Raw genomic sequence first — 22,759 nt, 5'->3', positions numbered from 1 at the left:
TAATTTATCATATCATGGATAATTAAGAAATACACTTCTAAAGTCTGTCCATTTCAATCTAGTAGTTTTATCTCTATAAATTTTATCTAAAACTGTTATAATAAATTTTAAGTAATGAATAATGGAGGGATAATATGGTACATACAAGTCAACATGTAATTGATCAAACAGAAGAATATGGCGCAAAAAACTATCACCCGCTTCCAGTTGTTGTGAAAAAGGCTGAGGGTGTCTGGGTAGAAGACCCTGAAGGCAATCGGTATATGGATATGCTTAGTGCATATTCTGCGGTAAACCAAGGGCACCGCCATCCGAAAATTATTGAAGCACTGAAGAAACAGGCTGATGCAGTAACACTAACGTCCCGTGCTTTTCATAATGACCAATTAGGTCCATGGTATGAAAAGATTTGTAAGCTTACCAATAAAGAAATGGCTCTACCTATGAATACAGGAGCAGAAGCTGTTGAAACAGCTGTAAAAGCGGCACGCCGTTGGGCATATGATGTGAAAGGTGTTGCTGAAAACAAAGCTGAAATTATTGCTTGTGAAGGAAACTTCCATGGTAGAACAATGACAGCTGTTTCCCTTTCATCGGAAGAAGAGTATAAACGTGGTTTTGGTCCAATGCTTCCAGGAATTAAGCTAATTCCATATGGCGATATCGAAGCATTGAAAGCAGCTATCAATGAAAACACAGCCGGTTTCTTATTCGAACCTATTCAAGGTGAAGCAGGAATTGTTATTCCTCCTGAAGGTTTCTTGAAAGAAGCTTATGATGTATGTAAAGAAAACAATGTACTATACATTGCTGATGAAATCCAAGCAGGCCTTGCTCGTACTGGAAAAATGTTTGCATGTGATTGGGAAGATGTAACACCAGATATGCTTATTTTAGGTAAAGCACTTGGTGGAGGCGTTATGCCAATTTCTTGTGTTGTTGCAAACAAAGATATATTAGGCGTATTTAACCCTGGTTCCCACGGTTCCACATTTGGTGGTAACCCATTAGCATGTGCCGTATCCATTGCTTCTCTTGAAGTATTACTTGAAGAAAAACTAGCTGACCGTTCCCTTGAACTAGGTCAATATATGATGGATGAGTTAAATAAAATTGATAATCCAATAATTAAAGAGGTTCGTGGAAAAGGATTATTCATTGGTGTTGAATTAACAGAAGCCGCTCGCCCTTATTGTGAAGCATTAAAAGAAAGAGGCTTATTATGTAAAGAAACACATGAAAACGTAATTCGCTTCGCACCACCACTTATTATTGATAAAGAAGATCTTGACTGGGCGTTAGATCATATTAAAGAAGTATTAAAAGCCTAGAAGTTATCTCTGATTTAATTTCGTTTACAGTTATATACTAACTAATTTACAACTCGCACAGTAATTTACTAATGAATTTACTGTGCGAGTTTATTTTGCAGTAGCTAATATCTGATCTAATTGTTGTTCAGATATAATTCCTTTTTCTACCCACTTCTTTCCTTCATGCTGGAGCCTTCTTTTATTCATTCTTAGGTTCACATCTTTCATTCTTTTGTTTTAACATACCAGCAACGATTTCTTCAACAAATCACTGGATTCTACATAAACTAATAGGAGGAGGGATACAAATGCCAGCAATTGTAGGAGCAGTAAAAGTCAACAGTATATCCGCATCCTCTATTTTTAATATCGGAGACGTTTATTCCATGAATCCCGATAGTTCTGCAAAAACATATGCTGGTGGTGGCTCTTTTAATACGGGAGACGGAATACGTGTTAACTTAAACCACTCAAACACGTACGTTTATGATAAAGATAAAATTGATCAGCCAGTAACCTAATTTTGGAGTGATAACCATGTACTTCACTGTTCATCAATGTATTAATATAAATATGATAAGAGTTGGTTCAGTTACAAATTCCTCCGTACTACAAATTGGTAGTACTGGTAGTATTCAAGCTCAGTCCGATTTATACAATACAGGAGGATATACAGAACCTGCTGAAGAAGCCGAGGCTATCGGGACGGCTACTCCCCCTATTATCCCATTAACACAACCTATTTCATTAACATAAATACAATCGTTGCATAATCTATGAATAGGTAAATGCCTAGGGAAAAGGGGCGGAAATATGAACTTCTATGACTGGAATCATTATTTATATGAACTTCAGCAAGTAAATCAACAACAACAAAACCAAATACGAGAATTACAAGAGCGCATCCAGCAATTAGAAAGTCTCGTTCAGGAGAAAAGTACGAATATGGTTGAACGAGTTGAATATCACTTTGATCAACTTAAAATTGAGCGACTAGACGGAACACTTCACATCGGTTTATCTCCCAATGATTTAGCAAATATTGATGATTTAGGATTAGGAAACCATCCTCCTGCTGTAAACCCTAGCAATCAACAAATTCCGTTAAATCAACAGATAATGACTGAGCTAACAAACTACTTACATCATGATGGACCTAGTCTCATTCAAAATTTAGCTAAAGAATACAATTGTCCCATCGATGTCCATTTCCAATCTACGCTCATACATGATATGCAGAAACAATTACCACAGAGAATTGCTTATTATAATGAAGAAGCAACCAAACAGCGATCAAAATTATCTAATGAAGAATTGAAGAATTATATTATTGATAAAGTGAAGAAAGAAATTTCTCATTCGTTATCTATGTATATGCAAGGAAATAATGAAAAAGGAGAAGAATCATGAATATGGAAGTACACAATTGGGGGTTGAATGTAGGTAATATTCGTGTCGAGGCAGTAACTGCATCTTCTGTATTTTTAATTGGAGATAATGAGGAAACAGCCTTATCATCATTTTTTGATACCCCTCCTGAGTCCTATACTGTAGATGTATTAGTTCCATTAGCTCCACCACTCGCATAAAGAAGGGGTAATATGACAAGAAAACGATTAGCAAGAGTGAATCATGTTCGTATGCATGCTTTATCATTTGGTTCCATATTTAATATCGGAGATACCAATAACGCAAACCCTACATCTAGGGCAATTGCTTTACAGCAAGAGGGTGCTGTTTTTAACGACGAGGAAGATTTACAATTTGAGGATTACCCGATTTTCCAACTAGAACCAAATTGGGTTGAGGATAAGAGAACTGTAACAATGAATAGTATTCACCATGCAGAGACGATTCGTGTTGGAAACGTTAGAATTACCGGTGCAAGTCAATCTGGAATCGTTCAAATCGGCAGTATTAAGAAAATCAATGCTGATGCTCGAATAAAACATTTCCGCAAAATTAGATCAGAGGAAGATTAAATATTTGAAGACCTACACAAAAAAATTAATGTAACATAACTTATTAACAAACTAAAAAATAATAGTAGGTGTGTTGCTATGCCATCTATCATTGGTGGACCATTAAAAATTATTAGTGTCGATGGTGGAGTCGTAAACTTCGGTGATTCATTTTATTTATCGCCTAAGGGTACTTCAAAAACCAATGCAGGTTCAGGATCACTTAATACTGGAGACTTCATTAACACAAATACTGGCTTGAGCTCTACGAATCCATTTGATCCTGATGTAAGCGATCAAAATATAACAGCCAATGCATAACAGCTAAAAGTAGTATTAAAAAGTAAGTGCTATTTTAAATTTCTGAGGAATGATTAAATAGTATAAAACCTACACGAATACTAATCATTCATCATAAAGTAATAGTAAACTAAAGGTAGTAGGTGCATCGTTATGCCATCCATTATTGCAGGACCATTAAAAATAAATAGTATTGGTGGTGGAGTTGTAAACTTTGGTGATTCATTCTATCTATCACCTAAAAGCAGTTCAAAAACCAATGCTGGTTCAGGATCACTTAATACTGGGGATTTCATTAACACAAATACCGGTATAAGCTCTACGAATCCATTTGATCCTGATATAAGTGATCAAAATGTAACAGCCAATGCATAACTTGATAGCTATGAAAAGGGAGTGTCGTTTTGTCACTCCCCTTTCGTTACATATAAAAAAGTATCTTATGCTGGGATAAGTACAACTAAGGCTTTTACCATAAAGGCTAGACCTAAATCAAGTTTTCAAATGTTCATTCATAATCCGCTGGGTTGATAAACAATAGCTGAACCAAATAAATTAGGATCGCAGCTGCCATAGTTATAAATCCCCAACCAAGTGTTACTTGTTCTGTGCGAAGGTAGTTATTACATAATTGATCTGGAGAAGCAATATAGAGAATCCCCATTGCGGTAAATAAAATGAGAAAAATAATGAAGGTTATATTTTTCCAAACCGTACTTATTTTTGCCCAGCTATCTCGAAGTGGAACACCAACTAAAAATGGCAAACTAATAAACTTAAAGATTTCAACTGCTTGAATTGTTAATGCGTCATCCATTGTGCGAGGGATTGACCAATATGACATGATAATAATAAAAAGAAAAATACCTGGTATTCCTATTTGATTCCATTTCTCAAAAAAGGCTGGCAACTTTTTCTGAAAAAAAGGTGCCATCAAGAAGCCCGAAATAACTAAAAGTGGCATTTGCATATGCATATGAATAATCATAATGGACTCCATAAGACTTGCAACAGGAGGAAGTATTAAAAATACAAAGAACAACAATCCAAATATTGCCTGTGTCATGGTTATTCCTCCGTTCCATCAAGAATTGCTCGAACAGTTTCAGCAGCTTCATCGATTTTCGTGTAGTCCATTACCTCTTCTAAATAACCATCTGGATTAACTAAATAAAAGGCTGAATTATGCGTGAAATTCCCATCGTCCTCTGGAATAACAATAACTCCAAACTCATTTAATAATGAGTCAAGCTCCTCTTGATTTGGAATTCTTGCCATTCTCCAGGTTTCTCCATCACTACCAAAAAATCCACGATATTTTTCCAATGTTTTGGGGTCATCCTGTTCCGGGTCAAAACTTATACTTAAGAATATAATATCCTCCCCAATAAATTCTTTAGGGATCTGTTCATAAACCTCATTCATATTCATCTCTAGCTGCGGACAAACATCGGTACACGCTGTATAAATAAATGTAATAAAGACATATTTACCATCGAACTCAGAAAATGAGTATACCCGTTCCTTACTATCCTCTAATGTCACATTAGGAAATTGTGGTTTTTCTTCAAGCAATTTTTTTGTTCTTGCTGTTTCTGCAGTAAATGCTTGAAATCCATCGGTACCAAAAAAGAATAATCCAACTCCAAATGCTAATACGATCGTAATCGCTACCATATTGCGCCAGTTTTTGATCACGGAGTTCACTTCCTTTTTGTTTATTAAGTGAAAGAGATAGCCCAATCAATAGAGCTATCTCTCTTTTTTTAAAATAATGGGTGCTTACGCTTTTGATCCTACCATGTTTTCCATGGTGGTGATCCTGGGTCGCCGATGAAGTCTACTATTGGGATAACGTAAGCCATTGCGACTACGATTAGCATGATAAGAATTGTACGGCTCCAACGTTCTGTCCAGAAAGGTGTCTTACTTGCATCTTCTTCTTCTTCTGCAATTGGGAATTCTTCTTCACCTTTTGGTGCACGGAACATTAAGTGGAACGCGCTATACACTTGCATGATTACCGCTACGATTAAGAATGTTCCTCCAATAGCTAAGAAGATTAAATATGGATCCCAACCTAAAGCTGTTGCATTGTCACCATACGTTGTATAGGAAGTTCTTCTTGGTGATCCTAATAGTCCAACCAAGTGCATTGCAATAGCCATGAAGGACATACCAATTGTCCAAAGTATAGTTGTAATAACACCCATTTTGTTCATTTTCTTTGTCAGAATACGTCCTGAAATCCGTGGAATTAACCAGTAACTCACACCAAAGAATGTTAATGCTACAGTCATTCCAAGTGTTAAGTGGAAGTGACCTACAATCCATAATGAATTATGCACTACTTGGTCTAATTGGTTTGTTGTTTGAACAATACCACCTGCACCTGCAGGTATGAAGGCAACCATTGCAATAAATGGTGCTAGGAAGCGTACATCGCCCCATGGTAGTTTCTTAAAGAAGCCAAATAATCCTTTCGCCCCTTTTGCACGACCTGTACGTTCAAATACAGAGAACATAGCATATGCTGTCATCAATGATGGGAATCCTACTGCTAAACTCATGAATACGTGCATGTACTTAATAGTTTCTGAAATTCCAGGGTCAATAATTTGGTGATGGAATCCACCAGGAATGTTTAAGATTACTAGTAAAATAACGACGACACGAGTTAATGTATCACTAAAGCGTCTACCTCCGATAACCTTCGGAACAATAACATACCATACGGAAATTGCTGTTAAATACCAAATGTTAACTAACGTATGACCGAATGCCCAGAATAGCGTACGGCTTAACATAACGTTTATTGTTTCCATCCATCCAAGAACCCATGGAATAATCATGAATACTTCGATCGCTACGGGAATACTTGAGAAGAATAATAGTACGAATACTCCTGTTGCAAAGAATGAAAGAATTGGAAGGTGTTGACCTTTATGATTTTTTCTCCAATTTGCAACTTGGACAAATGCACCAAATGCAGCCATCCAAACACCTAACACAATGAATACTAATCCAAAATAGAATAGTGGTGATGCTGCCATTGGTGGATAGAATGTGTACATGACAGATGCTTCATTCATAAGAATCGGAATAACTGCCAACACAAATCCGAAAATCTTCATCCAAAAACCGATCCATACCATCTTTCTTACTTTCGGAATTAACCCACCTAACGTATGGGATAAACCAGCATAGAAGTATCCTATGGTAAAGAATGCGGTAAACACAAGAATAAGCAATAATCCGTGTGCTGTTAGTACTTGATAATAATTTAACCATGATGGTAATTCAAATAGTCCGGCACGATTAAGTCCTTGAACTAATCCGAGAGTACCACCAATTAACAATGCTAGAAACGTTACAGTAAAGTATGATTTCGATATTTTTGCGTCCTGAGGATTAACACCTAACGCATTATTTGCTTTTGTTTTAATTGTCTCAGCTAAAGCCATTTGACGTCCCTCCTTTATTTAACCGTGATTGTAGTAGCCATCAGTTGGTGACCTGAACCACAGTACTCATTACATAGGATTAAATATTCTCCAGGTTCATTAAATGTTTGGGTAATCTTTTGAACATATCCCGGCATTACCATTGCATTTACATTTGTTCCAGCTATTTGAAATCCGTGTGTTACATCTTTAGAAGTCATGGTAAATGTAACTTCTGAACCAGCAGGGATTTCAATTTCGCTTGGAGTAAAACTAAAGATTTGAAGCGTCATAACCACTTCGTACTCATTCTCACCTGTTTGAAAAACTCCAGGATTATCAAATGGTTCTGTTTCATCTACTTTTTGTGGATCGATCGTTTCTTGGTGACTCGGTGGTCCCATTTGTAATGCAAATGTTTGGTAACCAGCAAACAGGAAAAATCCAACTATCATTGCTGTACTTAAAATCAACCATATTTTTTCATGTTTATGCATCACTTCTTCCCCCTTTAAATATCAACTCTAACCATAAATAACCAATAGATTGCTATATACAATAATAAGGTAAATCCTCCAACGAAAATCATTGATGAGGCGAATGCTCCTTTAGTTGATGATTCTTCGTGTAATGATTCATTTTTACTTACTTCTTCTTCGACCATCACTTTTTTTGGCTCCTGCATCTGAAAATCAACCTCCTTATATATTTCTTACCCTTATAGTAATTGGGAACGTTTCTCACTAAAGTGAAGTTAATCACACCCAAGTGTGATATTAGTTACATAATTGAATATTTTTGACAAAATAATGACAAAAAGAGCTGAACCATAATTTGGTCCAGCTCCTATTATATTGCCATTTTGATTGCCTTACTCTGCCCGAAAGTATACCGTTGAAATACCTATAATACGTATGATTTGTCCTTCTTTTAATTGAATGTGACTATTTGATGAACTAAAATCCCCACCAAACACTTCATATACTTTTGCTTCATCATTAGTATCTAAAATCTGTACATAACCAATTCCACCATGTGGTCCAGTTATAATGTAATCCCCCGCTTCAATATCCATTCCTACCTCCCAAATACCCGCTGTTAGTTCTGTCTGGATTTGTGTTTCGATGGGGATAACAGCTACTTGATCAAAACCATCAACCGTAATCGTATAGGTATCTTTAATGTCTAGCGTAATAGCTGGTACACCATAAGGGCTACCAACTATATTATGGTAAACTAAGACACCTTTATCATCATGAATATACACATTACCGGTTATATTTCCCGTAATTTGATACCTTCCCTCTGGTACAGAAAAAGTCTCCCTCACATCTAATGCGGGAATATGGTGTTCTTGTGCTTGTGAATTGCTACGATCACCGTGCTCAAAGATTGTCTCACTCACATCTTGAAGTAACTCTTCTTTTTCATTTCCAATAATTTCATAATTTTCTCCATAACTTTTTACTTTTTCAGATGGAGATAGCTGAAACACATCACTACACCCAGTTGCTATAAATAAAATGGGAATTAACAGGATGATCTTTTTATTCATTTTCCAGATAATACTTTTCATAATATTCCACCGTCCCAAGTGGCCCTATTGTAAGTTCCTTTTCATTAAAATCTAGTAGATTTTCAATCCACTTCGTTTGCTCTGATATGTTCATGCCTTTAAGTGGTAAACAAAGAATATGATTCGCAATATACATATGGTTTGCAGGCAGCATATTTTTCAACTTTTCATATTGATCATGCTCTATTTCAAGTTTAATGTAGTCCTCTGTTTCTCCATGAAAACGTTGTTCGTGAATAATATTCCCGTCTTTTAAAAAGATGACACGATCTGCGTATAAATCCAGATTCTCTAGTAAATGAGAGGCAACAAATATTAATTTTTTTTCTTCTTTCATTTGAATTAAGCGCTTTGAAATTAATGCAACATTAGATACGTCTAGTCCATTCATCACTTCATCCATCAACATAATGGAAGTATCTGTAGCAACCATCATGGCAAAACAAAGCCTTTGTCGCATCCCCAACGAATACGTACGTACTTTACGTTTTACATAATCATTCATTTGTAAATAATCCACTATTTCTTGTATATGCTTTGTTGATTTCTTCCACATACTCCCGTACAATTTCATATGGTCCATTCCTGTTAATTCATCAAACAAATCACTTTGATCTGGGAAAGTAGATAAATTTTTATGAATGAATAGCTCTGCTCTCTCGGATTTATACGTGTGTCTTTCTTTATAAATAACTTCACCAGTTTTGGGTTTAATGAAATTTGCCATCACATTAAATAGAGTTGTTTTCCCCGTACCATTTGGAGCAACGACACCAATTATTTCTCCTTCATGAGCGGTAAACGAGAGGTTATCCAATACTTTTTTATCTTTATATGCAACGGATATTTTCTTTAACTCTAACATCACTCATTCGCCTCTTTTCTCTTAAAATATATAAAGCGATTTACGACCGTAATAATAGTCAAAATAAGTAAGATTAAAATAACTAGCCAAAATATTGCATGCCAGTAATCTATTTGTGCATTCTCTAATTTGACCGATAAATCCCCAGACAGTACATTTGCAAAATCGATATATGTTAGGGGATGAAATAACTGTGAATCGACCCGAATGTTTACCAATAAATGAGGGATTAAAAAAATTCCTAAACCGATTAACACATTTGCATAAGCATTATTAAATATCATGTTTAATAGAATGGAAAGATACAGAGCCATAAGCGTAATAACTGCTATTGCTAGTAATGTGTGCAGTAAATAGCTTAGAGTGGAAATCGCTTCATAGCTACCATTTTGATAGATTAAAACTGGATAAGTAAAATCCCCAAATCCCGCTTCTTTTGCAGCATACAAACCTCCAACTAATAAACCGATCAGTAAAAAGATGATTGTATGTAGAAAATGAATCATGATCTTACTATGGATTTTGGTATTGAACGATAATGGAAATCCATTTACTACGGTTCGATGGCGCTGTTCATATAAGAGAATTTCACTTCCACTAATTAATACATAGATAAAAAACAGGATACCACTGAACGTATTTAAAGCAACGATTAGATAATTACTGGCAACGATCGTGTCTGGTTGTAAAGGAATATCATGTTTTTGAATATACGTTAACAGTGCATCCTCCTTCAAGATTTCTTCCTTAGGCATAACAAGATGATCTGGTATCCCTTTATTCCCAAGTTCATGCACTTCTAACCGAAGTTCATTTACTCTTAACCCACTCTCAATATACGCTTCCGTATTCTTTCCTTGTGATAAGTAGTACACCTGCATGTTAACTAATGAAGATTGCTCTGAGATCAAATCATACACTTCATTTCCTTCAGACGTATCTCGTTGATCCTCAGGAAATTGATTAAATATCGAACTAATAATTCCTGCTTCATATTTCTTTTGATCCTCTAAAGACTCTGGATCGGATTGACTATAATACAAAAAATAGATTGGGAAAAACAGGATTATAATTAATCCCAAAAACCAAAGCTTACGATTGCGTATTAATAATTTTGATTCAAACAAAACATACTTCCAAAACATAGTCGTAACCTACCTATAACTAGTTATTTTTTGATTTATTTGCTAAAAAATCGACGTTTATTAATGATACGTGAAACAGCAAATAATACAATTTCGATAGCAATTATAGTTAATAGTAATACTAAAATACCCTTTGAGTCTGTAATCGTTTCTAAGTTAACAAGAAAATTTTTCTCCCCTGTCACTACTTTTCCAAACTGAAAATACGTTTGTGGAAGATTACTAATTTCAATCCCAAATAACTCTCTTGTACTTCTTGTATAATAGATAAACTCAGAGAATAATAGAATCGTACTAACCATTAAAACTAGCCATTGGTTCTTAAAAAACAGGCTAAGTAAAATATTTAAACGAATAAACAGGTATACAAGAATTGGAATGAAAATAATAGAATTCAAGAAAAAGCTTGCGATCGTAGTAACTTCATATTCATCTAGTGTAAAATCCCAATTTTCTACTTTAATTGGAACAGGTATTTCTAAGGATCCTATACCAAATTGGATAGACAAAATAAAAATACCAAGAATTAATAATAAGGAAAGAACAACTAATGTGTAGAAGAAAGCAACAATTGTTTTACCATTGAGCATACGATACCATGAAATTGGCATACCCTGCAGGACGGTTTGATTATATTTATCTCGTACTAATACATCACAACTAAAGTAGATTGCACAAAACATGATTAAAAATATCGCTGGTCCCAGTAAGAAATTGTGTATCGTTTGTAGAGCTGTTTTCTGCTCCACTACAGCATAGGTCAAGGGAAAGTCTGCATTCAAATATCCTTGATATCTTAGTAATGTTTGGTTATAGAGGTGCGTTACATCTTTTATTGGAAATGGTGATTGCGTTATATTTTGGATCTGTTCATTAAAGAAGTTATTCATATCCCTTTCATAGTAATGCGTTCGTAAGCTTATGAACCGTTTAAAGTCGTTATCTTCATACGCTGTAATCATTTTTTTATGTATATTGTAATAAAAGTCGTTCATCGCATAGTGAGGTTGACCAGTCATTAAAATAATACCAGTTGCTCCTCTAGCCTCTCTAGCTTCCTGGGTAGCTGCTAGTTCCTCTAAATCAATACTCAATGTTTTGGGATCAAATGAGTCTGGGGTTTCTGTATTCGGAAGAATTAATAGACAATAACAGAAGAGTAGTACTGTCAGAGAAATGATAAATAGTACATTTTTTTTGCTTTTACTCATGACAGCAAATTCATGCTTCAATAAGGATATATTCATTTCTAGCTTCCCCTTTTATATGTATATCTCTACCTTTATCAATTAGAAAATATTTACTTTCTATTTATTTTATCTGACAATAAAATAGAAGTAAAGTTTAGAAAATTCCTTTTTTAGATACTATTAATCTGTCTGTTCATTTACAAAGTTTGTAGTTACTCACTCATAACAACGATGAGTTACCGTTTTGTGTTTTCCGATCAGCGTTTGGGCTCTCATCACTTCAATGAGTTACCGTTTTGTGTTTTCCGATGAGCATTTGGGCACTCATCACACCGATGAGTTACCGTTTTACGTTTTCCGATCAGCATTTGGGCTCTCATCACACCGATGAGTTACCGTTTTACGTTTTCCGATCAGCGTTTGGGCACTCATCACACCGATGAGTTACCGTTTTGCGTTTTCCGATGAGCATTTGGGCACTCATCACTTCGATGAGTTACCGTTTTACGTTTTCCGATCAGCGTTTGGGCACTCATCACACCAATGAGTTACCGTTTTGAATTTTTCGATGGGCGTTTGGGCACTCATAACACCGATGAGTTACCGTTTTACGTTTTCCGATGAGCATTTGGGCACTCATCACACCAATGAGTTACCGTTTTACGTTTTCCGATGAGCATTTGGGCACTCATCACACCAATGAGTTACCGTTTTGAATTTTTCGATGGGCATTTGGGCACTCATCACACCGATGAGTTACCGTTTTGATCCAATCTTAATCTACACCTACTATTACATTAACCTGTTGGGTTAGTACAATTAGCTGTATTAGAAAACTTGGCTTATGCCATAATGGCTTGGCAAAAGCCTTAGTTGCGCTTATGAAATATAAGGAAAGTCTATACTTTCCTACTAAAAAAACTGGACCATTCAGGGAAGGTCCAGTTTTGATAATATTAATCTATTGAAGCCTTTACTAGTAATTGCTTAGTAAAGAAATACAAGTACGTTTCCTTAACCGGTTGTTTCCAAATGCGTTCTAAGGCATATCGGTAAAGGCTCAGTTGTGTTTCATATCTTTTCGTTAGCTTTTCAATTAACTCTTCGGTTATTTCACCTGTTATTGCATCGGTTTTGTAATCTAAAATAATCCAGCCATCCTCTTTTGGAATGACACAGTCAAGAACACCTTGAAGCAAAATTTGTTCATTTGTTTCACTTTTCCAGTTAGCGTATACTTCCTTAGCTGGTAATGTAATACTAAATGGAACCTCTCGGTAAATCGTTGCTTGGTCTAGCATATATTCTGCAATCTTGGTTTCAAAAAATTTCTCAATTGCGGTAATATCAATACTATCTGCTTCTTGTCTTAACAGGATTTCTTTTTCAACCAAACTCTCTATGAACTCCGAAATCTCTGCTTCATTCATTTTATTAGTAAAAGGAATATGCTGCATGACGGTATGCATCGCGGTTCCTCGCTCAGCAGCAGACAATTTTTTTTCCTTTTGCATAAACACAGGCTTTTTCACAATTGGTGCTTGAAAAGGAGTAATTAGTTGCTCTGCACTATATTCATCCTTTACCTCACGCTGGCGCTTAACCTCTGTAACTGTTTGTTTGACACGTGATTTTGCTGCTTCTTCATAAGGATACGTATAAGAAAGTCTCTCCTCAACATAAGCATCTAACGAGTCATCCTTCACATCAATCGGTTGCCAATTAGTAATCCTCTCCTTAAGCTGCTTATCTGTTTCTTCTATAGATTCATCTAAATTCGTTAAATCACTTCCATGGATAATTGAAACATCCCATCTAGATGGGTCAATTCGAATTTCCTCTAATACTGCATCCTGTAACTCCTCAGTTCGTAATATGTCTGTTTCTTGATGACGAATTAAGGCAGGACCAACCCAGTCCATATACGATTTGGATTCAATCCGAAAGTGAGCTGGCAATATCCACTCAGAATGATCCAGCATCGATTGCCATTTATCTAATTTTTTTTCTAAGGAATCCACGTTTCCAATCATTACGAGCTTTTCTTTTGCTCTAGTCAGAGCAACATAAAGCACACGCATTTCTTCCGCTAATAATTCCCGCTTCTTTTCCTGTCGCATTGCGTCAAAGTATATCGTCGGATACGTTAAACGCTTAACAGGATCAATAAACTTACTTGCAAATCCTAAATCTTTATGCAACAAGTATCGTTTGTTAAGGTCCATCTGGTTAAATTGTTTTTCCATAGCCCCGACAATAACGACTGGAAACTCCAACCCTTTACTCTTATGAATGGTCATGATCCGTACAACATCTTCCTGTTCACTTAGTGCTCTTGCTGCTCCTAAGTCATCTCCGCGTTCTTCCATCCGCTCGATAAAACGCAAGAAACGGAATAATCCACGGAATGAGGTAGTTTCATAGCTTCTTGCACGGTCATATAATGCCCGTAAATTAGCCTGTCGTTGACGCCCACCTGGCATTCCACCTACAAAGTCATAGTAACCAGTTTCACGATAAATTTGCCAAATCAATTCGGATAGTGCTCCTTGTCTTGATGCTAGTCGGAACTGTTCCAATTGATCGATGAAACGTGAAATTTTGTCTGCTAATTCACCTTGGTTTTCCCGTTTATATGCTTGTAATGCATCATAATACGTATGCTTTCGATCTGCTAAACGAATGGTTGCTAAGTCATTTTCATCAAGTCCCACTATTGGTGATTTCAGTACCGATGCTAATGGAATATCCTGTCTTGGGTTGTCGATGATTTTCAAAAAGCTTAGCATGATTTTCACTTCAATCGCCTCAAAGTACCCAGTTGATAGCTCTGCATAGACTGGGATACCCTGCTTCTTCAGTTCATCCACGATTGTTGGAGCCCAGGTCATGGACCGAAGTAGAATAACAATATCACGATATTGAACATCACGCTGAGTTTGCGTAGCTTTATCTACTACTTGTAATGGTTCCTTGTCCTTCTGGCCGATCCATCCCTTAATTTTTTCTGCATATGCTCGTGCTTCAAGCTGAGCCTTCTCTAAATCAAGGAAATTTTCCTCTTCTCCAGAAGTCTCTTTATCGTCTTTTTCTTCCGGCTTTTGACGATCAATAATGATTAATTCTGGATTTGGTTCTGAATATGGGAGAGAATCATACATCTTATTCCCATAGATCAGCTCTGCATCTTTATCATAGTTGATCTCCCCTAGCTCTTCATCTAGGATTTGTCTAAAAATATAATTTGTACCAGTTAATACAAGTTCGCGACTTCTAAAGTTACTTGCTAAATCAATTCGTTTTGCGACATGATCTTCATTGGCAAAACGTTTATATTTTTCTATGAATAATGTAGGCTCAGCATGACGGAAACGATAAATACTTTGCTTCACATCACCAACCATGAACATATTTCCTGGTCCAATTTGGTCACTAATTAAGGTTAGAATCGTCTCTTGTACTAAGTTCGTGTCTTGATACTCATCTACTAGTAATTCACTAAATTGATTTTGAAGATTTCTTGCTACCGTTGATGGCTTAGGTTTTTCAGGAGTTGACGTTTCATCCACTAGTAATTGTAAACAGTAATGCTCTAAATCAGAGAAATCAACTACAGCTTTTTCTTTTTTTAATTTGGTAAAACGCTCCTTAAACACTTTAACCAATTCTGTTAACGATTTAATAACAGGTGCTATTTCACGCATATCCTCAATGTGATTGGATAGCTTACGACTAAACCACCCTTTTTGCATTTTTTCCCAACGCTTTTTATAATTGTTCCTTAAAGCTTGTACCTTCTTTTTCTTTGCTTCATCACATTCGGTACTTTTGCGAGATAGTGCTTTGAATTTACTCGTAGCCACATGTTCTTGTAAATCATCCCATGAGTGGAGTAATTCATTTGCTTGGTTCAGCATCTCCATATCTGATTCAATCGCCTCTATATATTGCTGTGGCCCATCTGGGTCTTGGGTAAGTGTAAATGCCAGATTTACTTCTTGCTGGATCGCCGCAAAGGTATTTTTAACCTCTTGTTTAATAATATCTAGCCAACTTAAATCCTCTTCTTGCCAGTCTTCAGGGATTTGATAGACCGCAGCTAATTGGTCGAGCCACTCTTCTGGCCAAGGATTTTGAATCGCAAAGGTGTAAAGATCAAGTACTAAATCCTCCACATCATTGTCACTTCGATCACTAGAAAATCGATCTACAACAGCGAAGAAACGTTCTTGTGCATCCCCTTGTGCTCCGTACCATTCTTCAAATAAATCATCCATCACTTCTTGTTGCATGAGGTCTGCTTCCATATCATTCGCTATGCGAAAACCTGGATCAATATCTAATAGATATGCATATTGCTTCACAACATCCAAACAAAAGGAATGTAAGGTTGAAATAGATGCACGTTGTAGTAAGGATAATTGCTTTTTTAAGTGAACAGATGTTGGATCCTCTTCCAACGCTTTTTCGAGAGCCAATCCAACTCGATTACGCATTTCTTGAGCTGCCGCATTAGTAAATGTAACAACAAGAAGGGAATCAATATCAACTGGATTCTCTTTTTTAAGTAGCTTTTGGATAATCCGTTCAACTAAAACAGCAGTCTTCCCAGAACCTGCTGCAGCTGCTACTAGGACATCACTACCTTCAGTATATATTGCCATCTCTTGTTCTTTTGTCCAGTTAACCATCTATTTTCTCCTCCTCTTTTCGGAGCCTTTTCAGTATTTCATCATCTTCCATATCCTGTAGTTTTCGGAAGTTATTTGTTTCTAACGAGGTATCGAACTGACAAACAGATAAGAACGGACAATGTGTACAAGCAACATTTTGTTTTCGTTGAAATGGATTTAAATGAACGCCACCTTGCGTAATATCAATCCCTGCTTGCATCATTAGCTCGTGGATATGCTGTTGCAAGCTAGAAAATGTGTCTTTACTCGCTACTTTTGAGCTATTATAAAACTCACCCGTTTTCTTGACAGCAACTGGCAACACATCACTCCACCCTGTTTCCAAATTCGTATCCATAAGTTTTACAACCTGTTCGTCTGCGATGACCATCCCTTGCATTTTATACTTTTTAAAGATTTCTTTCTCTAACTCATCTTCGGAAAGTCGTTTATTTCCTGAAATCATTGGGTTATGAACATGGAAATACAACACACCAGCTGGAGTTGCTTTTTTCTGTAACCAGCTTTCAGATTGGGATAGAACTACATCTAAATACGTTAGCATTTGTAGTGCAAGACCGTAATAAACCTCTACTAGACTTAATCCTTTTGCACTTGACTTATAGTCAATGATTCTTAAGAATAGCTGATCTTCATTCATTGCTTTATCAACACGGTCAATACGTCCGCGGAGCATAATTTCATATCCATTAGGTAGTTCGAGTGTAACTGGCTTAAGCTTGTCGTTTTTAGAACCAAAACCTAGCTCTAAACCAATTGGTGAAAAATCACTTTGTCTTGCCTGTTCACTTAAGACAAAGGCTGCTCTGGCAATCACTTCCTGTAATTTACGTTGAATATATTGATAGCGATTTGAACTCCCTAAAATCTGATGCTGTAGAATCGGTGCTAAATTCTGCACCGCTTTTTGTGCATAAGCAGTCGTATCTTCTTTTGTTAGCAGAGCAAAATCTCTACCCTCTTCTTGAATCCACTCGGTAATAATTCGTAAAGCTTCATGGAAAAGGTTCCCAATATCAGGAGCATCTAGCTTATACGTTTTTCGTTCATCAAGCCCTAAACTATATTTCGCAAAATGCTGATAGGAACAACGGTAATACGACTCGAGTCTTGAAACACTTGCTTTAAGCTGCTTTGGATATAACTCTTTTACTGTATCTTCGGTAATGTTTTTCGGTTTATTTTCATAAAACAAGCTCTGCAAAATGGTGTAGGTTGTACTCGTTTTACTTTGATGCTCCATATACCAATTCAAAACATGCCACCATACCGGCTTCACGGGGTAGCCTTTTCTACTTCTCGCTAACTGTGCTGTTAATGCCGATCTAGTTTTCACTGGTGTCGTAATATAACGTTCTGCATCAACTAACTCATCTGGATCCTGTAAAAGTATATGATTACTACACACCGGAAATAAGTCTTCCAATCGTTTAATCAACTGCGATGGCATTTTCGACTTCCCGTCTTCATCACTTAGCGGATAGCTTACCCATAAATAATCCCTAGCGGAGGTAAAAGCAAGATACATATAGAACCAATCATCCAATAATTGTCGTTTACTTGTTTCAGCAAGCTTCATACCATGCTCTGCTAATAGTTCTCTCTCTGACTCATTAATCATACCATCAGCAGGCGGCTTCAATGGCCATACCCCTTCATTAACTCCTAATAGGAAAGAGCATTTGATTCCACTAATCCGTGATCGATCAATCGTTCCAACGATGACATGATCAATGCTTGGTGGAACATGGGAGAACTTCAATGATTCAAAGCCCGCATCTAATGTTGACCGGAACGTAGATAGCGTCATTTCCTCTTCTCCAGCCATTTCTACCATTTCATCAAATAATTGAATGACCGCATTCCATACTTGTTCTTGTTCTCTTCCTTTTTCAATGAGTCCATGATCATCATAATACGAGCGCATTTTTTCAAGTCGTGTAGGTACATCTAGGTCCTCTAAAAGCATATAAGTTACTTCACATAACTCTTGGACCGAAGTCGCTTGGCGGATAGTTGTATCAAACACTTCTAAAGCTTGTACAACTTGTTTACGGTATCGATTAATTCGAAGCTGCATATTTCTTTCTTCATCTGTTTGTGCAGCCTGGTCAAACCCACGAAAGCGTTGGAAAATCCATTCCTGATCACCAGTCCATTTTTCCCTCGAACGAATGCCGTATTCCAGTACATAGTTTTCTAATTCATCAATCGCATCGTTTGTTAATGGATATTCCTCATCTGTCTGCGGAATAAATCCCGTTTTTAAGACTCTGAAAATAGCATCATATCGCCAATTTCCTTCGACAATGTCCAAGGTAGAACGGACAAGTTCTATTAAGGAATGATTCAACATCGTCCTTTTTTCATCGACAAACACAGGTATATTGTAATCTTCGAAAATCGTTGCTATTAAATCCTGGTACATGTCGGTTTGTCGAATAAGTACGGCCATATCTCGAAAGCGATAGTTTTCTTCACGTACTAGCCGTAATATTTCTTGTGCAACCCCTTCAACCTCTGCTCGTGGATGTACTGCTTCAGCAATTTGTATTGGTGCATTTCCTTTATAAACAGGTGCTGGACGAACATCAAAGTTTTTCTCCAAATGAGCAAAATAAGGGCGGTCTAGAAATCTTCCGTCTGTTGGTTCAATAACCACATCTGCTTCGATTTCAATATGGTTCTCGTTCGCAATATTCCTTAGCACATGATAAGTCTCTGTCGTTTGGTAAAATAAATCCAGATCTGATAATTGCTCGCTTTCTGGATGATCTACCGTTAATGTTACTGTGATATTTTTACATTTTTTCATCAGTGTCTCAAAAACTAGCAATTCCTTTGGGGTAAATCGGTGAAACCCATCAAAGTAAATTTCGGCTTCGTCTAAAAAGGATGCTTCATTTATTTTCTCTGCTAATAACTGAAGCTGATCTTCACTATCAATATACTGTGATTGTAGTGCTGATACTAATTTTTCATAAATATAACGTAAATCCTCCAGCTTATTAACTAAAGCCTGCTCCCCTGGTTCCTGGTGAACAAATTGATTAATGTGATCAATTTGCATTTGTAAGACATCAGGAGTTATTTGATACCGTTTAAACTCGGTTATCATTTTTTCTACCTGTTGTAAAAACCCTTGCTTCTCCATTGCCTTTTGAAAAACTAGCCATTCTCCTTGCTTTTCTTCTATGATTTTACGAAGCATCATTTGAATTCCTACTGAACTTATAAACTGTCTTGTTCCTCCACCTGTTTCCTGAAGTACTCGCCATGCTAGCCGAGAGAAACTAAATACCTGGGTACGAATACTCCCCTGGAAGGCTTCATCTTTAAATAGTTCGTATTCTTGTTCAAAGGTCATTTGGTCTGGAACAATATAAAATATTGGTGGTCCCTGTGGGTCGGTTATTGATTTTTCTCTTATTTCTTCAAAGGAACGTTCACTTTTATTGCTCCCTGATCTACCTAATATAAAACGGAGTCCCATTGTAATCCCCCTAATGTAGTTAAACTCTTATTGGATAGTTAGTTGTTTTTTTACAATTTGCTAGTTCAAATAACAAATTTTCACCCCAGTCTATATTTAAAATGAAAGGAAAAAACTTCTATCCATATTTTTACGAGACAGAAGTTTTTATAATGTTATGTAGGTGCTATTCATCTTTCTCTTTATTGATTTCACTTAATAACGCCTTTCGCTGCAATCTTTTCTCGATGTATTTACCTAGAATCCAAAATAATACGATACCAACTCCAACGATGATAGTCCTTACTGGATTTTGAGCAAACGAAAGAATGCTCGATCCAATGTATGAAATGGAAAAAATCATCACTGCTTTTCCTAATAGTACCGCTAAAATAAATTGTTGAACACTAATTTTGGATAAACCTGAAACAACATTAATCACAGATGATGGTGAAAATGGAAAACACATTAATAAAAACAATGGTCCAAATCCATGTCGTTCAAGCCATGTTGTTACTTTTGCAACCTGCTTGTTCCTACGAACTGCTTTTAAAATCCGTCTATCACCCAGATTACGAATAATTAAAAAGACTAAAATAGCTCCAAGACTCGAGCCAGCCCAAGATAGTAAAAAGCCTTCTAATAAACCATAGGCTGCCGCATTCCCCATTACAAATACAACTAACGGTAAAAATGGAAGGAATGCCTCAATAAAAGGTAATAATATACCTGGTAACGGTCCTAAAGCTTCATAATCATTCAACAAATGCAAAATAAATTCATCTACTTGATCATTTTCTAGCGCGATCTTCCATTCCGTTAGGATGTTAAACAAATACATGTAGGCAAATCCCCTCATCAATGTAAAAAACGTCTATTCTTTTTAATCACTTCTATATATATTTATATTTTAAATTAAACTTAAGAAAAAGCATAGTAATAAAGTGAAAACTTCATCTAGTTCTATACGGAAAACATATTAATCGGCCACTTTCTTTTCATTTCCATTATTTTTCAATAAATTTTAGTATTATTTTTATTGTTTTCAGCGTATAATAGAACAAATGTTCTTATTTTAGAGGTGGAGTTTATGCGTTATCTTACAGAAGAAGAAATACAATTAGCTTCTCGATTTCTTTTCCTTTCCATGACTTTGGTCGTCATTAAACAAGATATCGAGCATTTTCAACAAGGGAATTTTAAACTAAAAGAGCCCTATGTTAAACTGTTGGAAAAAATGGCTACAGAAGCGATAAACGAACGCAGAATATTACGAAAAAAAATGAAAGACAAAAGACTTCAAGTCACTTTATTAAATAAAAATGACTCTTTTTCCTCCTATTTATTTCTCTGTCAGGGAAAAGAGGAAAAACGTAATTACTTCAATCCTGCAATTCGTAAAAAAGTGGAAGCGATCTTTCATGAACTTATGTTGAAGGGGTTAGCTTCTGATCAATCCTATGCTGCTTCAAATACTTAATCCGATTATCTAATAAGTATCTAAATTGAGCAGTGCGCTGTACCTGATTAAGCAATGAGCCAATTGAGGTATCTAATGTAACTTTTTTTCCACTTTTAAAAACTATTTCTGTACACTGATTCCCGGCTCGATTCAGTTTTTCAATATGGGTGTGTGCGATCCAAGAGCACTTGGGATTGGATGGTGATGTTGTAGGAAAGAAGTACATGCCACTAGAAGGGTCGATTGAAATAGGTGCTTTATGCGTAATCCCACATATATCTCGGGTGCCATCTTGACGTCCTTTCAGACTAGAGCCGAAGAATTTACAAGAAAAATCGATCAGCTTACTTGGGGAGTAATCAACCGTATATTCCGTCTCATCTTCCAAGACACAGGTACTAAGATTGCCATCCTCATCTTGTTGGGCAATTACTGCTAATGTTTGTGGGGTTATTTCATGAGTTAGTGTATAGAAGTCATTCATCATACTATTCATCCTTTCATGTTTACATGAAAAGAAAGAGGCCTTAATACTAATCTATCAAAATTCCCCACAAAATGATATATAAAATTTGAATTTTTTAGAAAAAAATTACATTTTATCCTTTTGTGTCGGTTTCTGCTGTATTTTCATCTATATCTTCATTAGTCGAATCAAGATCACTTTCCATAGGATGAAAATCTGGGTTAAGCAACGTAAACGTAGCTAATTCCGGTTTATTTTTCTGATTTTTATTCATCATAACCAAATCCTTTTTTATATTAGTATGGAACAATAAGCGATAATCCATACATTTTGTATGAATATGAATCATTGATGTTTATGAGTGTTCCTCTACAATTAGGTATTCATTCTATTAATGAGTTACCGTTTGCTGGAGTTTTCTCTTCATTCGGGCTCTCATTGCTCTTATGAGTTACCGTTTGCTGGAGTTTTCTCTTCGTTTGGGCTCTCATCGCTCTTATGAGTTACCGTTTGCTGGAGTGTTCTCTTCATTCGGGCTCTCATTGCTCTTATGAGTTACCGTTTGCTGGAGTTTTCTCTTCGTTTGGGCTCTCATCGCTCTTATGAGTTACCGTTCACTTGAGTTTTCTCTTCATTCGGGCACTCATCGCTCTTATGAGTTACCGTTTGCTGGAGTTTTCTCTTCATTCGGGCACTCATCGCTCTTATGAGTTACCGTTTGCTGGAGTGTTCTCTTCGTTTGGGCTCTCATCGCTCCTATGAGTTACCGTTTGACCGAGCAACATCTTCATTCGGGCTCTCATCGCTCCTACCCACTATTCAATCGAGATAAAAATAGATCAAACCGCTATATGATTTGATCTACTAATTAG

24 protein-coding genes are annotated in these 22,759 nt (G+C 36.4%); 9 read left to right on the top strand and 15 right to left on the bottom strand.

The features are described 5' to 3' along the window. Nucleotides 1-134: 134 nt before the first annotated feature. A complete protein-coding gene (locus tag GMD78_RS17395; RefSeq protein WP_155670627.1) occupies nt 135-1,331 on the top strand; it encodes an ornithine--oxo-acid transaminase in 1,197 nt (398 codons plus the stop codon). Between the two features lie 90 nt (nt 1,332-1,421). Here the strand turns inward: GMD78_RS17395 and GMD78_RS21495 are convergent, their stop codons facing one another. Then, nucleotides 1,422-1,520: a DUF2157 domain-containing protein gene (locus tag GMD78_RS21495; RefSeq protein ID WP_215907226.1), complete on the bottom strand. Its 99-nt coding sequence runs from the start codon at nt 1,518-1,520 to the stop codon at nt 1,422-1,424. A gap of 101 nt (nt 1,521-1,621) precedes the next feature. On the opposite strand from GMD78_RS21495, the gene GMD78_RS17390 reads away from it, so the two are divergent. From GMD78_RS17390 to GMD78_RS17360, 7 genes are all read left to right on the top strand, one after another. Beyond that, on the top strand, nt 1,622-1,834 hold the full coding sequence (locus tag GMD78_RS17390; protein WP_155670625.1) for a spore germination protein: 213 nt from the start codon (nt 1,622-1,624) through the stop codon (nt 1,832-1,834). Nucleotides 1,835-1,850: 16 nt separating this feature from the next. Beyond that, the gene (locus GMD78_RS17385) at nt 1,851-2,069 is read left to right on the top strand and encodes a spore germination protein GerPB (protein ID WP_155670623.1); all 219 of its coding nucleotides are present in this window, start codon (nt 1,851-1,853) and stop codon (nt 2,067-2,069) included. Between the two features lie 57 nt (nt 2,070-2,126). Continuing rightward, the gene (gene gerPC, locus GMD78_RS17380) at nt 2,127-2,723 is read left to right on the top strand and encodes a spore germination protein GerPC (protein WP_155670621.1); all 597 of its coding nucleotides are present in this window, start codon (nt 2,127-2,129) and stop codon (nt 2,721-2,723) included. Continuing rightward, entirely contained in the window at nt 2,720-2,902 is a 183-nt protein-coding gene (locus tag GMD78_RS17375; protein WP_155670619.1) for a spore gernimation protein GerPD, read from the top strand. The genes gerPC and GMD78_RS17375 overlap by 4 nt, the downstream gene beginning before the upstream one ends. A gap of 12 nt (nt 2,903-2,914) precedes the next feature. Further along, nucleotides 2,915-3,295: a spore germination protein GerPE gene (locus GMD78_RS17370; RefSeq protein WP_155670617.1), complete on the top strand. Its 381-nt coding sequence runs from the start codon at nt 2,915-2,917 to the stop codon at nt 3,293-3,295. 78 nt (nt 3,296-3,373) lie between these two features. Further along, nucleotides 3,374-3,595, top strand: a complete 222-nt coding sequence (locus tag GMD78_RS17365; RefSeq protein WP_155670615.1) for a spore germination protein — start codon at nt 3,374-3,376, stop codon at nt 3,593-3,595. Nucleotides 3,596-3,727: 132 nt separating this feature from the next. Next, nucleotides 3,728-3,949, top strand: coding sequence for a spore germination protein (locus tag GMD78_RS17360; protein WP_155670613.1), 222 nt, complete (start codon nt 3,728-3,730; stop codon nt 3,947-3,949). Nucleotides 3,950-4,082: 133 nt separating this feature from the next. Here GMD78_RS17360 and GMD78_RS17355 read toward each other — a convergent pair whose 3' ends face one another. The 12 genes from GMD78_RS17355 to GMD78_RS17300 all read right to left on the bottom strand — a co-directional run bounded on the left by GMD78_RS17355 (nt 4,083) and on the right by GMD78_RS17300 (nt 20,800). Then, entirely contained in the window at nt 4,083-4,640 is a 558-nt protein-coding gene (locus tag GMD78_RS17355; RefSeq protein ID WP_155670611.1) for a hypothetical protein, read from the bottom strand. A 2-nt stretch (nt 4,641-4,642) separates the two neighbouring features. After that, entirely contained in the window at nt 4,643-5,272 is a 630-nt protein-coding gene (locus tag GMD78_RS17350; RefSeq protein ID WP_343042421.1) for an SCO family protein, read from the bottom strand. Between the two features lie 98 nt (nt 5,273-5,370). Further along, nucleotides 5,371-7,038, bottom strand: a complete 1,668-nt coding sequence (locus tag GMD78_RS17345) for a cbb3-type cytochrome c oxidase subunit I (RefSeq protein ID WP_155670609.1) — start codon at nt 7,036-7,038, stop codon at nt 5,371-5,373. A gap of 14 nt (nt 7,039-7,052) precedes the next feature. Further along, nucleotides 7,053-7,514 (bottom strand): cytochrome c oxidase subunit II, encoded by a 462-nt coding sequence (locus GMD78_RS17340; RefSeq protein ID WP_155670607.1) that lies wholly within the window; start codon nt 7,512-7,514, stop codon nt 7,053-7,055. A gap of 14 nt (nt 7,515-7,528) precedes the next feature. Beyond that, entirely contained in the window at nt 7,529-7,702 is a 174-nt protein-coding gene (locus tag GMD78_RS17335; RefSeq protein ID WP_155670606.1) for a hypothetical protein, read from the bottom strand. 186 nt (nt 7,703-7,888) lie between these two features. Beyond that, nucleotides 7,889-8,593 carry a hypothetical protein gene (locus GMD78_RS17330; protein WP_196493857.1) on the bottom strand — a complete coding sequence of 235 codons (705 nt, stop codon included), beginning with the start codon at nt 8,591-8,593 and terminating at the stop codon, nt 7,889-7,891. Continuing rightward, nucleotides 8,565-9,458, bottom strand: a complete 894-nt coding sequence (locus GMD78_RS17325) for an ATP-binding cassette domain-containing protein (protein WP_155670666.1) — start codon at nt 9,456-9,458, stop codon at nt 8,565-8,567. The genes GMD78_RS17330 and GMD78_RS17325 overlap by 29 nt, the downstream gene beginning before the upstream one ends. Next, nucleotides 9,458-10,603, bottom strand: coding sequence for a hypothetical protein (locus tag GMD78_RS17320; RefSeq protein ID WP_196493856.1), 1,146 nt, complete (start codon nt 10,601-10,603; stop codon nt 9,458-9,460). The genes GMD78_RS17325 and GMD78_RS17320 overlap by 1 nt, the downstream gene beginning before the upstream one ends. Before the next feature lie 35 nt (nt 10,604-10,638). Beyond that, entirely contained in the window at nt 10,639-11,850 is a 1,212-nt protein-coding gene (locus tag GMD78_RS17315; RefSeq protein WP_155670600.1) for a hypothetical protein, read from the bottom strand. Nucleotides 11,851-12,749: 899 nt separating this feature from the next. Beyond that, nucleotides 12,750-16,484: a helicase-exonuclease AddAB subunit AddA gene (addA, locus tag GMD78_RS17310; protein ID WP_155670598.1), complete on the bottom strand. Its 3,735-nt coding sequence runs from the start codon at nt 16,482-16,484 to the stop codon at nt 12,750-12,752. Beyond that, entirely contained in the window at nt 16,477-19,980 is a 3,504-nt protein-coding gene (gene addB, locus GMD78_RS17305) for a helicase-exonuclease AddAB subunit AddB (protein ID WP_155670596.1), read from the bottom strand. Before addB ends, addA begins: the two co-directional genes overlap by 8 nt. Nucleotides 19,981-20,146: 166 nt before the next feature. Then, nucleotides 20,147-20,800 (bottom strand): TVP38/TMEM64 family protein, encoded by a 654-nt coding sequence (locus GMD78_RS17300; RefSeq protein ID WP_155670594.1) that lies wholly within the window; start codon nt 20,798-20,800, stop codon nt 20,147-20,149. A 249-nt stretch (nt 20,801-21,049) separates the two neighbouring features. Between GMD78_RS17300 and GMD78_RS17295 the strand changes: the two genes are divergently transcribed. Beyond that, the gene (locus GMD78_RS17295; RefSeq protein ID WP_155670592.1) at nt 21,050-21,439 is read left to right on the top strand and encodes a YhjD family protein; all 390 of its coding nucleotides are present in this window, start codon (nt 21,050-21,052) and stop codon (nt 21,437-21,439) included. On the opposite strand, the gene GMD78_RS17290 is transcribed toward GMD78_RS17295, so the two are convergent. Continuing rightward, nucleotides 21,387-21,908 carry a competence protein ComK gene (locus tag GMD78_RS17290; protein ID WP_246187689.1) on the bottom strand — a complete coding sequence of 174 codons (522 nt, stop codon included), beginning with the start codon at nt 21,906-21,908 and terminating at the stop codon, nt 21,387-21,389. The two genes, GMD78_RS17295 and GMD78_RS17290, sit on opposite strands and share 53 nt — an antisense overlap. Before the next feature lie 112 nt (nt 21,909-22,020). Then, nucleotides 22,021-22,161 carry a hypothetical protein gene (locus GMD78_RS17285; protein ID WP_196493855.1) on the bottom strand — a complete coding sequence of 47 codons (141 nt, stop codon included), beginning with the start codon at nt 22,159-22,161 and terminating at the stop codon, nt 22,021-22,023. Nucleotides 22,162-22,759 lie beyond the last annotated feature (598 nt).

Source organism: Ornithinibacillus caprae, assembly GCF_009728145.1.
Lineage (GTDB): Bacteria > Bacillota > Bacilli > Bacillales > Amphibacillaceae > Ornithinibacillus > Ornithinibacillus caprae.
This window is presented reverse-complemented; position numbering and strand designations above follow the sequence as displayed.